At 58.0% G+C, this 12,887-nt stretch carries 10 protein-coding genes; 6 read left to right on the forward strand and 4 right to left on the reverse strand.

Annotated elements, in window-relative coordinates; translation table 11 throughout:
• Positions 1–36: 36 nt before the first annotated feature.
• Positions 37–639: an alpha-ketoglutarate-dependent dioxygenase AlkB gene (locus ACR0MJ_RS18410; RefSeq protein ID WP_170802745.1), complete on the reverse strand. Its 603-nt coding sequence runs from the start codon at positions 637–639 to the stop codon at positions 37–39.
• 213 nt (positions 640–852) lie between these two features.
• Here ACR0MJ_RS18410 and dnaK point away from each other — a divergent pair, with 213 nt between their 5' ends.
• From dnaK to radC, 3 genes are all read left to right on the forward strand, one after another.
• Positions 853–2,760, forward strand: a complete 1,908-nt coding sequence (dnaK, locus tag ACR0MJ_RS18415; protein ID WP_170399312.1) for a molecular chaperone DnaK — start codon at positions 853–855, stop codon at positions 2,758–2,760.
• A gap of 74 nt (positions 2,761–2,834) precedes the next feature.
• The gene (gene dnaJ, locus ACR0MJ_RS18420; RefSeq protein ID WP_170399308.1) at positions 2,835–3,986 is read left to right on the forward strand and encodes a molecular chaperone DnaJ; all 1,152 of its coding nucleotides are present in this window, start codon (positions 2,835–2,837) and stop codon (positions 3,984–3,986) included.
• A gap of 158 nt (positions 3,987–4,144) precedes the next feature.
• Entirely contained in the window at positions 4,145–4,900 is a 756-nt protein-coding gene (gene radC / locus ACR0MJ_RS18425; protein WP_170399305.1) for a RadC family protein, read from the forward strand.
• Positions 4,901–4,903: 3 nt separating this feature from the next.
• Here the strand turns inward: radC and ACR0MJ_RS18430 are convergent, their stop codons facing one another.
• From ACR0MJ_RS18430 to secA, 3 genes are all read right to left on the reverse strand, one after another.
• Entirely contained in the window at positions 4,904–6,460 is a 1,557-nt protein-coding gene (locus ACR0MJ_RS18430; RefSeq protein ID WP_480762130.1) for a phosphate ABC transporter substrate-binding/OmpA family protein, read from the reverse strand.
• Between the two features lie 25 nt (positions 6,461–6,485).
• Entirely contained in the window at positions 6,486–7,403 is a 918-nt protein-coding gene (locus ACR0MJ_RS18435) for a hypothetical protein (protein ID WP_480762131.1), read from the reverse strand.
• Positions 7,404–7,503: 100 nt separating this feature from the next.
• A complete protein-coding gene (gene secA, locus ACR0MJ_RS18440; RefSeq protein WP_170636726.1) occupies positions 7,504–10,221 on the reverse strand; it encodes a preprotein translocase subunit SecA in 2,718 nt (905 codons plus the stop codon).
• 176 nt (positions 10,222–10,397) lie between these two features.
• On the opposite strand from secA, the gene ACR0MJ_RS18445 reads away from it, so the two are divergent.
• From ACR0MJ_RS18445 to ACR0MJ_RS18455, 3 genes are read left to right on the forward strand one after another with little or no spacing between them, the layout of a single operon-like run.
• Positions 10,398–11,246 (forward strand): peptidylprolyl isomerase, encoded by an 849-nt coding sequence (locus ACR0MJ_RS18445; RefSeq protein WP_223117288.1) that lies wholly within the window; start codon positions 10,398–10,400, stop codon positions 11,244–11,246.
• 4 nt (positions 11,247–11,250) lie between these two features.
• On the forward strand, positions 11,251–12,477 hold the full coding sequence (gene argJ, locus ACR0MJ_RS18450) for a bifunctional glutamate N-acetyltransferase/amino-acid acetyltransferase ArgJ (protein WP_480762132.1): 1,227 nt from the start codon (positions 11,251–11,253) through the stop codon (positions 12,475–12,477).
• A complete protein-coding gene (locus tag ACR0MJ_RS18455; protein WP_480762133.1) occupies positions 12,474–12,872 on the forward strand; it encodes a (deoxy)nucleoside triphosphate pyrophosphohydrolase in 399 nt (132 codons plus the stop codon). The genes argJ and ACR0MJ_RS18455 overlap by 4 nt, the downstream gene beginning before the upstream one ends.
• Positions 12,873–12,887 lie beyond the last annotated feature (15 nt).

The following is a 12,887-nucleotide window of genomic DNA, read 5'->3' on the forward strand; positions in this document are numbered from 1 at the left end:
TACTCTAAAAACTGTTCCCGGATATTGGATCGCACTTCACGTTGCGACCCTCAATGTCAGGTTGATGCGTCCGCCTTTTGGCAAAAGTTTGGATGATCCAAACCGGATGCGATCAACCCCGTGATAGGTCAAGCGTGCCGGGCCGCCCATGATCACCACATCGCCCGAGCTCAGCCAGATCGACTCGGTCTTGCCGCCCCGCGTGGTGTTACCGATACGGAACAGCGCGTCATCGCCCAATGAGATCGACAGCACGGGCCACGAGAAATCGGCCTCATCCTTGTCCTGATGCAGGCCCATCTTGGTGCCTTCACCGTAATAGTTGATCAGACAGCAATCGGGCTGGCGATCCGCGCCGGTCAGGTCCTGCCAGATGGTCAAAATCTCATCTGGAATCGCGGGCCATGTCATGCCCTTTGGGTGCGTGTCCTGATACCGATAGCCCGCCCGGTCAGTGACCCATCCCAGCACCCCGGCCGAGGTCATGCGCACTGACATTTCCTTGCCCGAAGGTGTCACGGGCCGATAAAGCGGTGCCACTTTCAGAATCGGCCTAAGCAGGTCAACTAGATGCGACTGCGCCGCCGCATCCAAATAGCCTTTCCGAATATCAAATCCGCGCAATAACAGCCGCGCCATTCCAGAATCCCCAAACCTTGCCAAAACCTTGCCAAAAAAGGCCACAGATTCCCGAAAACCTGCGTTTCTGAACGCTTGCAGGCCCCTGTTCTCGCCCTTATATACGCCTCGACGCGCGATGGTGTAGTGCTGTCGCGCACATCAATCGGGGGCAGGATGCCGCAACGGGTCCAACCCTCGGGACATCGCCTTGAAGAGAAAGGGATTGAAAATATGGGAAAAGTAATCGGGATTGACCTCGGTACCACCAACTCGTGTGTGGCCATCATGGACGGCTCGCAGCCGAAGGTCATCGAAAACGCCGAAGGGGCGCGGACCACGCCCTCGATCGTCGCTTTTACAGAAGATGAGCGTCTGGTCGGTCAGCCTGCAAAACGTCAGGCGGTCACCAACCCCGACAACACGATCTTTGGCGTCAAGCGTCTGATCGGTCGTCGTGTGGATGATGCAGAAGTCGAAAAAGACAAGAAAATGGTGCCCTACGCCATCGTTGATGGCGGCAATGGCGACGCGTGGGTTGAAGCCCGCGGTGAAAAGTACTCCCCAAGCCAGATCTCGGCCTTCACTCTGGGCAAGATGAAGGAAACCGCAGAAAGCTATCTGGGTGAGGAAGTCACGCAGGCGGTTATCACCGTTCCGGCATACTTCAACGACGCACAGCGTCAGGCCACCAAAGACGCCGGTAAAATTGCCGGTCTGGAAGTGCTGCGGATCATCAACGAACCGACAGCGGCTGCTCTGGCCTATGGTCTTGACAAGGAAGAAACCCAAACCATCGCGGTTTATGACCTTGGTGGTGGTACTTTCGACGTAACCATTCTGGAAATCGACGACGGCCTGTTCGAGGTGAAGTCGACCAACGGCGATACCTTCCTGGGTGGTGAAGACTTTGACATGCGCATCGTCAACTACCTGGCGGATGAGTTCAAAAAGGAACACGGTGTCGACCTGTCTGCCGACAAGATGGCCCTGCAGCGTCTGAAAGAAGCCGCTGAAAAAGCCAAGATCGAGCTGTCCTCGACCTCGCAGACCGAGATTAACCAGCCGTTCATCTCGATGGGCTCGAACGGTCAACCGCTGCACATGGTCATGAAACTGACCCGTGCCAAGCTGGAATCGCTGGTTGGCGACCTGATTAAGAAGTCGATGAAGCCTTGCCAGGCTGCCCTGAAAGACGCAGGCCTGTCGGCTGGCGACGTGGATGAGGTTGTTCTGGTCGGTGGTATGACCCGGATGCCGAAAGTGATCGAAGAGGTCACCAAGTTCTTCGGTAAGGAGCCACACAAAGGTGTGAACCCGGACGAAGTTGTTGCCATGGGCGCCGCCATTCAGGCCGGTGTTCTGCAGGGCGACGTCAAAGACGTGGTTCTGCTGGACGTGACCCCGCTCAGCTTGGGCATCGAGACGCTGGGTGGCGTATTCACCCGACTGATCGACCGCAACACGACCATTCCGACCAAGAAGTCTCAGGTCTTCTCGACCGCCGAGGATAACCAAAACGCCGTGACCATCCGCTGTTTCCAGGGTGAGCGCGAAATGGCTGCGGACAACAAGATCCTGGGTCAGTTCAATCTAGAAGAGATCCCACCCGCACCGCGCGGCATGCCTCAGATCGAGGTGACTTTTGACATCGACGCCAACGGCATTGTCTCGGTTTCGGCCAAGGACAAAGGCACCGGCAAAGAGCAGAAGATCACCATTCAGGCCTCGGGCGGTCTGTCGGACGAAGATATCGACAAGATGGTCAAGGATGCCGAGGAAAACGCCGAGGCGGACAAGGCCCGCAAAGAGCTTGTCGAAGCCAAGAACCAGGCCGAAAGCCTTGTTCACGCGACCGAGAAATCGATCGAGGAACATGGCGACAAGGTCGACCCGTCGACCGTCGAAGCGATCGAGCTGGCCGTTGCTGCGCTCAAGGATGAGCTGGAAACGGACAATGCCGACAAGATCAAGTCGGGCATCCAGAACGTGACCGAAGCGGCCATGAAACTGGGTGAGGCGATCTATAAGGCACAGGCGGAAGAGGGCGAAGATGAGCCCGCAGCCGCAGATGCCGCGCCGGGTGACGATGACATTGTCGACGCCGAGTTCGAAGATCTGGACGACGACAAGCGTAACTAACGGGTAACCGGGCCAATTTGGGCCGGTCCGGTTGCCGGGCCGGCCCGATTACGTTGAGGCAGAAGGAAATACTGATGTCCAAACGCGACTATTACGAAGTGCTCGGCGTGTCCAAGGGCGCTTCTGCGGATGAGATCAAAAAAGGCTTTCGCTCGAAAGCCAAACAGCTGCATCCCGATCGCAACAAGGACAACCCCGATGCCGAAGCGCAGTTCAAAGAGGCCAACGAGGCTTACGATGTTCTGCGCGATGCTGACAAGAAAGCCGCTTATGACCGCTTTGGTCACGCCGCGTTTGAAAACGGCATGGGCGGTGGCGGCGGCCGTCCCGGTGGCGGCTTCGGTCAGGGCGATTTCTCCAGCGCGTTCTCTGACGTGTTCGACGACCTGTTCGGCGACTTCATGGGTGGCCAGCGTGGGGCAGGCGGGGGCCGTCGCGCTGCACGCGGTTCAGACCTGCGCTATAACCTGCGGGTCACGTTGGAAGAGGCTTATGCAGGCCTGCAGAAAACCATAAACGTTCCTACGGCTGTGGCCTGTTCCTCTTGCGAGGGAACTGGTGCCGAAGGTGGTGTTGAACCTACCGCATGTCCGACTTGTTCCGGCATGGGCAAGGTTCGCGCGCAACAGGGCTTTTTCACGGTTGAGCGCACCTGCCCGACCTGCTCTGGTTTGGGTCAGATCATTAAGAACCCTTGTAAGTCGTGCCAAGGTGCGGGGCGCGTTGAAAAAGATCGTGCATTGTCCGTGAACATCCCTGCCGGTGTCGAGACCGGCACCCGGATTCGTCTGGCTGGTGAGGGTGAGGCCGGAATGCGTGGTGGTCCTCCCGGTGACCTCTATATTTTTGTCGAAGTTTCCGAGCACAAGCTGTTCGAACGTGACAGCGTGAACCTCTATTGCCGTGTGCCAGTCAGCATGGCCAAGGCAGCACTTGGCGGTTCGATCGAGGTGCCGACCATCGACGGTGGTCGCGGTCGTGTTCAGATTCCTGCCGGCAGCCAGTCGGGCCGCCAGATGCGCCTGCGTAGCAAAGGCATGCCCGCCCTGCGCGGCGGAGGCATCGGGGATATGTTCATCGAACTTGCCGTGGAAACTCCGGTCAATCTGACCAGTCGTCAGAAAGAACTTCTGCGTGAGTTTGACGATTTGGGTGAAGATAACCACCCGGAATCTAAAAGCTTTTTCTCTTCTGTAAAGTCCTTCTGGGATGGCATGAAGGGTTAAACGGTTGAGCAGGGGGGCTCTGCCCCCATCACCCTTTGGGCGACCCCCCCGAGATATTTATGGCCAGATGAAACAGGGGATCCGTGTGTTGCCGATCCGGCGGGCAGGGATAAGGCGCGTTAACTTTTCGGAAACCGATTCTGCGTCAGAGTGGTGTTATGACCCAAGACGCCTTTGCCGAAGCCCCCATGCTGTTCGATACGGATGAAGCACCGGCGCAGCCGCTGCCCGTTGGTCGGTTACCCTCCTACATCAAAGACCATCGCAAGCGGCTGCGCGAAAGGTTCATGTCTGGCGGATCAGCAGCGATGCCGGATTATGAACTGCTGGAACTTGCTCTGTTCCGATCCATCCCGCGTCAGGATGTGAAACCGCTGGCTCGGGCACTGATGGAAGAGTTTGGTGATTTCAATCGTGTGTTGACTGCACCCGAGGAACGGCTGCGTCAGATCAAAGGCGTTGGGGACACGGTGATTACCGATCTGAAAATCCTTGAGGCCTGTGCCCATCGCATGGCGCGTGCCCGGGTGATGCAACGGCATGTGATCTCGGGATGGGATGCGCTTCTGGACTATTGTCACACCACGATGGCGCACCGCGAGATCGAGCAGTTTCGTGTGTTTTATCTAGATCGCAAGAATGTGCTGATTGCGGATGAAGAGCAGGCCAAAGGCACGGTGGATCATGTGCCGGTCTATCCGCGAGAGGTCGCGAAGCGGGCGTTGGAACTCAATGCCTCGGCTCTGATCCTGGTCCACAATCATCCATCCGGTGATCCGACGCCGTCGCAGTCGGATATCGATATGACCAACCGGATTCAGGATGCGTGTTCCGCCCTTGGGCTGACTTTGCATGATCACCTGATCATCGGGAAATCGGCTGAACTGAGTTTCCGCTCGCAAGGCTATTTGTAAGGGTTATCGGATCCAAACTTCGACCCGACGATTCACCTTACGGCCCCATTCGGTGTCGTCGCAGGCCATCGGCATGGCCTCGCCAAAGCCCTCGACACTGATTTCGATGCTGTCGGGGAGGCTGGTTTCGACCGATGCCAGCACTGCGTTTCGGACGGTTTTGGCTCGCTGCAGGGCAATACGTGAATTGGCGACCGCCGCGCCCTCGCCGTCACTAAACCCAACAAAGATCAATTGACGCGCCTCCAACGTTCCGCTTTCCAAAGCTTGCGCAAGGTTCAAGATGTTTGACCGGGACTGAGCATCGGGCCGCGAAGACCCCGGTTCGAACCGAAAGGACAAAGATAGCCGCGAAAGTGGACGGAGAGTTTCGATCATGCGCTGCAACTCTTCCAACCCGACCTCAGCTCCACCGGTGCTGATCGCATTGGCCAGCCGATCGCCTTGCAGCCCAACCTGGATTGTTTCAAGGGATTGATCGACAAATCCGGCTTGCCGGATGACCATCTGTGCGGCGCTGCTTTGGGTATAGGCCAAAAACTGTCGCGCGACTTTGGGCAATCGTCTTTGTGGCAAATAGAAAAACATGGGTGAGGTCAGCGGATAATCTTCGGTCTTGACCGATTGCCGTGTTGCCGACAGGGCATGTCCGCACCCACCGGTCAGAGGCAGGGCGCGCACAGTCCCGGCCTCGGCAAGACTGGCGACGCCGAGCGCGAACGGGTCGTTCGAGACCGTGCGCACCAGATTGCTGTTTCGATCGTGGCGCGTGACCTGAGCGGTCATATGTGCGTTGGCAGGTGCTAACAGAAAATCCTCGACCGCCTGATCCAGCCCGGAACCGACCTGTGGCAGATGCAGAGAGATCGGCGCATCAGGCCCACCGAGATCGCCCCAATTTGCGACCTCGGCGGTGAAAACCTTCACCAGATCAGCAAGCGATATCTGGCGCACGGGATTGTCGGCCGACACGATTGGCACGATTGCATCCAGAGCCAAGACGCGCGACCGGCGGGTTTGCGTCAGATCTCCGAGCCCAGCGGCTTTGGTCAACTCCAGTTCGTCTGATCGAATTTCCCGCTGCGCCAACACGACATCTGCGGTGTTCTCAACCAGATCAATAAAGCCGTCAGCCGTATCCGTTGCACGAAATATGAACCTCGCCAAAGGCGCCTGCCGATCAGGCTGATTCAGGGCGTAGACCCGCAGGTCTCCGGTGCCCTCGGGCTGTGACAGGGTTAACCCTTCCTCGATGGCAAAGCCCTGTGCAAGCGCGGGCAGCAGTGTCTCGGCGATTACTGATGAGCCAGAGAAACGAACTTCGGCCACAAAATCCGTCAGGTTGGGGCAAGCTGGGCCGTCGCAGGTGACCCCCGATCCATCGACCGTCAGCTCTCCGAATTGCGTATCGACACGGTAGAATTCACCGTCGTAACCAAGAAGGGTGCCGACCACTTCTACCTTGCCGTCATGCGAGGTCAAAGTGATGTCCTGCGCGAATACGCTTTGTGCCAAGGATAAGGCAAAAAGCGCGGCGAACGCCGCACGAAGAATGTTCATTGGAAACCGTAGATCTGCCTGCTGCTTATTTGGCAGCGATTGTCAGGTCTGAGAACAGATTATTCAACACCAGAAAATCGCCAGCTGCCTCACAACCGGGCATATCCAGCGACAGGTCGCGTGAGCGTAGCCGTTCCGCGCGCCATTCCAATGATTGCACGTTTAGGGGCTTGCCGCAATTTGCTTCAGTGACCTCAGTTTCAACTGACAGTGTGATACTTCCGGCCTCGGTTGCGGTCTCGATGGGGTATGAATAAACCTCGATGTTGCGCGCGACGTCCGAACCGCCCTGACCCAGATGGATCACCGAGCCCGCGCCGCCGGTCTGGGACCCTGACCACACGTGGCCTTCTTCCCCGTAACCTGCGCCGAATTCCAGCGCATGAAGCTGCAGATCGGTTTCGCCCTGCCACTGCAAGGCAACCCGGTTGAAGCTGTTGATCTCGGGCACATGCGTCGTCGCAACGGTGCCTTTCTCATCCGGCAGCGAGATCAGGAAAATAGCGTATTCTGACAGCGCCGGGATGGTCAGGTTCAAGCCGCCAAGCGCATCGGTCTCGGTGCTGAAAACCAGCCCGTTGTGATGAACCTCGATGGTCTCATTGGCGTGGCAGGGGGCCTTGACCCGCAGCCGTACGTTGGCGCCGGGCACAGCCATGGCGCGAGCGCTCATATCGCAATTCGAAGGCAAACGGCTGGTTTCTGGCGCTGAGCGTATGGATTGAGATACATCCTTGGGACGCGTTTCTGTCGGGGAAGAAGAGGTCAGGACAACGCTTTCCAGTCCGGTCAGGTCCGAGTCCTGTTCCGAGATCGAAGCGACGCGTTCACCGCTCGGCTCAGCATTGGGTTGCTGCGCCGATCCGCTTTGCATCAAATATCCAATGGCCAGAGCGCAGGCAACGGTTCCGCCCGTGGTCACGTAGTTCTTAATGACAAACAAGACACCCTCCCCAGTTGAAGGAGCGAGTCGCAATTTGCTTCCCAATCAAGGCCAATATGTGGCCGTGAGGCGGACTCATTGTGGTGGAAAGCAGGTGACGTTAAGTCAACCTGCCGTGGCAATGTTTGAATTTTTTCCCCGAGCCACAGGGGCAAGGATCATTGCGTGACGGGTTACCCCAAGTCGAAGGATCATCCTCGACAAAACCCGGACGACTGTCACCAGACGCTTCGGCTTCGGCGATCGCCTCAGCATTCCCGGCAGCTTGATCCACAGCATTCTGCGCCTGTGCCTGTTGCGCCGCCATCTGCGCGAGCATTTCCTTCTGTTCTTCTTCGCTCAGCGGGCGCACGCGCGACAATTGCTGAGTGACGGTTTCGCGCAAGGAATCAAGCATCCCTTCGAACAGCTGGAAGCTTTCGTTCTTGTACTCGTTCAGCGGATCGCGCTGTGCATAGCCACGGAAACCCACGACCGAGCGCAGATGTTCAAGCGTCAAAAGATGTTCGCGCCATTTGCCATCGATAGTCTGCAGCAGAACCTGCTTTTCGATGTTGCGCATGTTTTCCGGGCCAAAGGCCACGGCCTTCTGCGCCATCATTTCATCGGCGGCCTTGATCAGACGTTCGCGGATTTGCTCGTCGTCTACGCCTTCCTCGGCGGCCCAGTCCTGAACCGGCGCATCGATGGTCAGCTTGTCTTTGACCGCTTCGTGCAGACCTTCTGTATCCCATTGATCTGCATAAGATTTTGGCGGCATGAATTCGTCGATCATATCGTCGATCACCTGCTCACGCATATCGGACACGACATCCGACAGATCATCCGCTGACATGATTTCACGCCGCTGGCTGAACACGACTTTCCGCTGATCGTTCATCACGTCGTCGAATTTCAGAACGTTTTTGCGCATGTCAAAGTTGCGACCTTCGACTTTGGATTGCGCCCGTTCCAGCGATTTGTTCACCCAGGGGTGAATGATTGCCTCGCCCTCTTTCATACCCAGCGTGGTCAGGACCTTGTCCAGACGTTCCGAACCGAAGATGCGCATCAGGTCATCTTCCAGGCTCAGGTAGAACACGGTGCGGCCCGGGTCACCTTGGCGTCCCGAACGCCCGCGCAGCTGGTTGTCGATCCGGCGGCTTTCATGACGTTCGGACGCCATTACGTAAAGACCACCGGCCTGCAGCACCTTTTCCTTTTCTTCAGCGTGCTTGGCTTCTTCTGCCGCACGCAACTCGGCCGGGTCAGCCTCGGGGTTTTCCGCCAGCGCCTGCAGCACCTTCATCTCAACGTTACCGCCCAGCTGGATGTCAGTACCGCGACCCGCCATGTTGGTGGCGATGGTCACCGCACCCAGACGGCCGGCATCTGCCACGATCTGGGCTTCCTGTTCGTGCTGACGGGCGTTCAGAACATTGTGCTCGATACCCTCCTTAGTCAGCATCTGGCTGATTACTTCGGACTTTTCGATCGACGTGGTGCCGACAAGAACCGGCTGACCTTTTTCACCGGCCTTTTTGACCTGTTCAATAATGGCACCGTATTTTTCGGCTGTCGTGCGATAGACCTGGTCGTCTTTGTCCTCACGCGCGATTGGTTTGTTGGTCGGAACCTCGACCACACCCAGACCATAGATTTCCTGAAATTCTTCCGCCTCGGTCAGCGCAGTACCGGTCATGCCGGACAGCTTGTCATAGAGGCGGAAATAGTTCTGGAATGTCACACTGGCCAGAGTCACATTCTCGGGCTGAATCTGTACGCCTTCCTTGGCTTCGATGGCTTGGTGCAGACCTTCCGACAAGCGGCGGCCCGGCATCATCCGACCGGTGAATTCGTCGATTAGCACCACATTGCCATCCCGAACGATATAGTCCTTGTCGCGTTGGAACAGTTTATGCGCGCGCAGGCCCTGATTGACATGATGCACTACAGTGGTGCTTTCGGGGTCGTACAGCGAATGCCCCTCGGGCAGCAGACCCGCTGAAAGCAGTTGCTGCTCCAAAAACTCGTTGCCTTCATCGGTGAACGTCACGCTGCGGCTTTTTTCATCGAGCGAGTAATGATCGTCCTGCAGCGTCGGGATCACGGTATCGATGGCAGTATAAAGGTCCGATCGGTCTTGTGCCGGCCCCGAGATGATCAGCGGCGTCCGCGCCTCATCAATCAGGATCGAGTCGACTTCGTCGACGATCGCGAAATTGTGGTGCTTCTGATAGACCTGTTCCAGATCGGCCTTCATGTTGTCGCGCAGATAGTCGAAGCCCAACTCATTATTTGTGGCATAGGTGATGTCACACTTGTACGCCGCCATCTTCTCGGCATCCGGTTGGCCCGACCAGATCACACCGGTCGTCATGCCAACGGACGCAAACACCTTGCCCATCCATTCCGAGTCGCGCTTGGCCAGGTATTCGTTCACCGTGACCACATGTACGCCCTTGCCGGTCAGTGCATTCAGATAGGCGGGGAAGGTGGCGACCAGGGTTTTGCCTTCACCCGTTTTCATTTCCGAGATGTTGCCCTGGTGCAGGAACAAACCACCCATCAACTGCACATCAAAGGCCCGAAGACCTAGGGCGCGCTTGGCCCCTTCGCGGACATTGGCAAATGCTTCCGGCAGCAAGTCATCCAGCTTTTCACCGTCCAGCGCTCGTTTGCGCAGCTCAGCGGTTTTCTCGATCAGGCCATCGTCGGTCAGGATCTCGAACTCCGGCTCCAGCGCATTGATCTTTTCGACCAGCGGGCGGGCCGCCTTGATCTTGCGGTCGTTCGGTGTTCCGAACACCTTTTTGGCGAGCGTTCCGAGTCCCAGCATGTTCACTCCAGCGGATCTGTTTTTTTCTTGGTTGCGACAGGCTTGCCCACCTTGCGCGCAGCCCCTAGATACGGGGGGTGAAAGGCGGCCCTGTCCAAGGCTTCAAAGCGATGTAAGGGGCAGGTTCCACAGTGTCAACGCTGCGCCCTGTCGCGGCAAAGAAATAGGATAATTCCATGCCCAAAGGCCTCACTTTTCTGCCATCGCTTGCGCTTGCTGCCGTGATGGCGTTGCCGCTGGCCGCCCAGGACGCACCGGATGCCAACACCGTGGTTGCCCGCGTGAACGGCGACGAGATCACATTGGGTCACGTCATCGCCACCGCCTCGGCGCTGCCGGCGCAGTATCAGCAGCTTGAAGATGAGGTGCTATATGATTTCATCCTCGAGCAACTTGTCCAGCAGCACCTTCTGAGCCTTGAACAGGAAGAGCTGAATACACTCAACGCCCTTCGACTGGAAAACGAAACCCGGTCCCTGCGCGCCGTGCAAACCGTCGAAGCGCTGACAGCCGCCAGTGTCACTGATGAGGCCATACAGGCCGCCTATGACACGCAATTCGCCGAGTTTCAGGGCGAAGACGAGTTCAATGCCAGCCACATTCTGGTCGAATCCGAGGACGAAGCCAAAGCTGTCAAAGCCCAACTGGAAGAAGGTGCAGATTTCGCTGAGCTAGCGAAAGAAAAATCCACAGGACCCTCTGGCCCCAATGGCGGTGCGCTGGGCTGGTTCGGCAAAGGCCAGATGGTGCCCGAGTTTGAAGGTGCCGTGCTTGGCCTTGAAAAGGGTCAGGTCTCGGATCCGGTGCAAACCCAGTTCGGTTGGCACGTGGTCACGCTGAACGACAAGCGCAAGACCGAGGCCCCCGAATTGGCGGTCGTGCGCGATGAATTGGCTCAGACCATTCGGCAAGAAGCAATTCAGGCCAAGATTGACGAGTTGACGGAGCAAGCGCAGATCGAGCGTCCCGAGCTCGAGGGCGCCGGCCCCGAGGTCATGCGCCAGCTGGAGCTGCTGCAGGAGTAACCCCGTGGCCACGATAACCAAGGTTTCACCGCTGGCCCCGGCGGCCTTCCCCGAATTGCCCGCGATCGACGGTGTGCGCTTCGCCACTGTCGAGGCTGGTGTCCGATATCAAGGCCGCACCGATGTGATGCTGGCCGTTCTTGATCCGGGCACTTCGGTGGCGGGGGTGTTCACCCGCTCGGCCACCCGTGCGGCCCCCGTTCTGGATTGTCAGGACAAGATCGGCGGGCCCGGCGACGGGCCTGCAGCGATCCTTGTGAATTCGGGCAACGCCAATGCGTTTACCGGCCATTACGGGCAGACCTCAGTGGCCGAGGTGACGCAAGCCGTCTCCAAAGCTACCGGAGTCGCGGTAGATCGGGTTTTTACCTCGTCGACCGGTGTCATCGGCGAGCCGCTGCCCCATGACCGCATCGTTGCACAGCTTGAGGCGTTGAAGGCGGGCCTCAGCCGTCACGCGATCGAGGACGCGGCGCGCGCGATCATGACCACCGACACCTTCCCGAAGGGGTCGTCGGCGCAGGTCGATATTGGCGGCCAAACAGTCTCTATTGCGGGGATTGCGAAGGGTTCCGGCATGATCGCGCCCGATATGGCGACGATGCTGGTCTATATCTTCACCGATGCTCAGATCGAGCAATCAGCGCTGCAGGCGATGCTGAGCGCGCAGACTGACCGGACCTTCAACTGCATCACCGTGGATAGCGATACCTCGACATCCGACAGCCTCTTGCTTTGCGCCACCGGGGCATCGGGCGTCGATGCCGCCGGCAATGCCGCTTTCGCGCAAGCGCTGGAAACAGTGATGTTGGACCTTGCGCAGCAAGTGGTCCGCGACGGCGAAGGGGCCACGAAATTCGTCGAAATTCGTGTGACCGGCGCCGCCACGGATGCTGATGCCAAAACCCACGGGCTGGCTATCGCCAACTCCCCGCTGGTCAAAACCGCCATCGCGGGCGAGGACCCGAATTGGGGCCGCATCGTCATGGCCATCGGCAAATCCGGTGCTGCTGCAGACCGCGACCTTTTGAGCATATCGTTCGGAGACATCCTTGTGGCTGAAAAAGGCTGGGTCAGCCCCGACTACCGCGAGGAAGACGCTGCGGCCTATATGAAAGGTCAGGATTTGGTGATCGCAGTCGATCTGGGACTGGGTCAGGGCGCTTCCACCGTCTGGACCTGCGATCTGACCCACGGATATATCGAGATCAACGCGGATTATCGCTCGTGAAGACAGTATTGGTGTCTGCTGTCGCTCTGATCGACATCGAGGGCCGCGTCCTGCTGGCCGAACGTCCCGAGGGCAAATCCATGGCCGGTCTCTGGGAATTCCCTGGCGGCAAAATCGAACCCGGCGAAACCCCCGAGGCCGCCCTGATCCGCGAGTTGCACGAGGAACTGGGCATCGACACCTGGGCCTCGTGCCTCGCCCCGCTGACCTTTGCTAGCCACAGCTATGACGATTTCCATCTGCTTATGCCGCTATTTGCCTGCCGGAAGTGGGAAGGCATCCCACAGTCCAAGGAAGGCCAGGCGTTGAAATGGGTGCGGGCAAATGACCTGCGGAACTATCCGATGCCCGCGGCGGATGTCCCGTTGATTCCGATTTTGCGGGATTGGTTGTAGTTTTTTCCATATATA

This window comes from Ruegeria sp. C6, from assembly GCF_056537625.1.

What these genes read in the sequence shown, in the direction of transcription:
- ACR0MJ_RS18410 (WP_170802745.1), bottom strand. Translation starts at nt 639, where the DNA reads ATGGCGCGGCTGTTATTGCGCGGATTTGATATTCGGAAAGGCTATTTG.
- dnaK (WP_170399312.1), top strand. Translation starts at nt 853, where the DNA reads ATGGGAAAAGTAATCGGGATTGACCTCGGTACCACCAACTCGTGTGTG.
- dnaJ (WP_170399308.1), top strand. Translation starts at nt 2,835, where the DNA reads ATGTCCAAACGCGACTATTACGAAGTGCTCGGCGTGTCCAAGGGCGCT.
- radC (WP_170399305.1), top strand. Translation starts at nt 4,145, where the DNA reads ATGACCCAAGACGCCTTTGCCGAAGCCCCCATGCTGTTCGATACGGAT.
- ACR0MJ_RS18430 (WP_480762130.1), bottom strand. Translation starts at nt 6,460, where the DNA reads ATGAACATTCTTCGTGCGGCGTTCGCCGCGCTTTTTGCCTTATCCTTG.
- secA (WP_170636726.1), bottom strand. Translation starts at nt 10,221, where the DNA reads ATGCTGGGACTCGGAACGCTCGCCAAAAAGGTGTTCGGAACACCGAAC.
- ACR0MJ_RS18445 (WP_223117288.1), top strand. Translation starts at nt 10,398, where the DNA reads ATGCCCAAAGGCCTCACTTTTCTGCCATCGCTTGCGCTTGCTGCCGTG.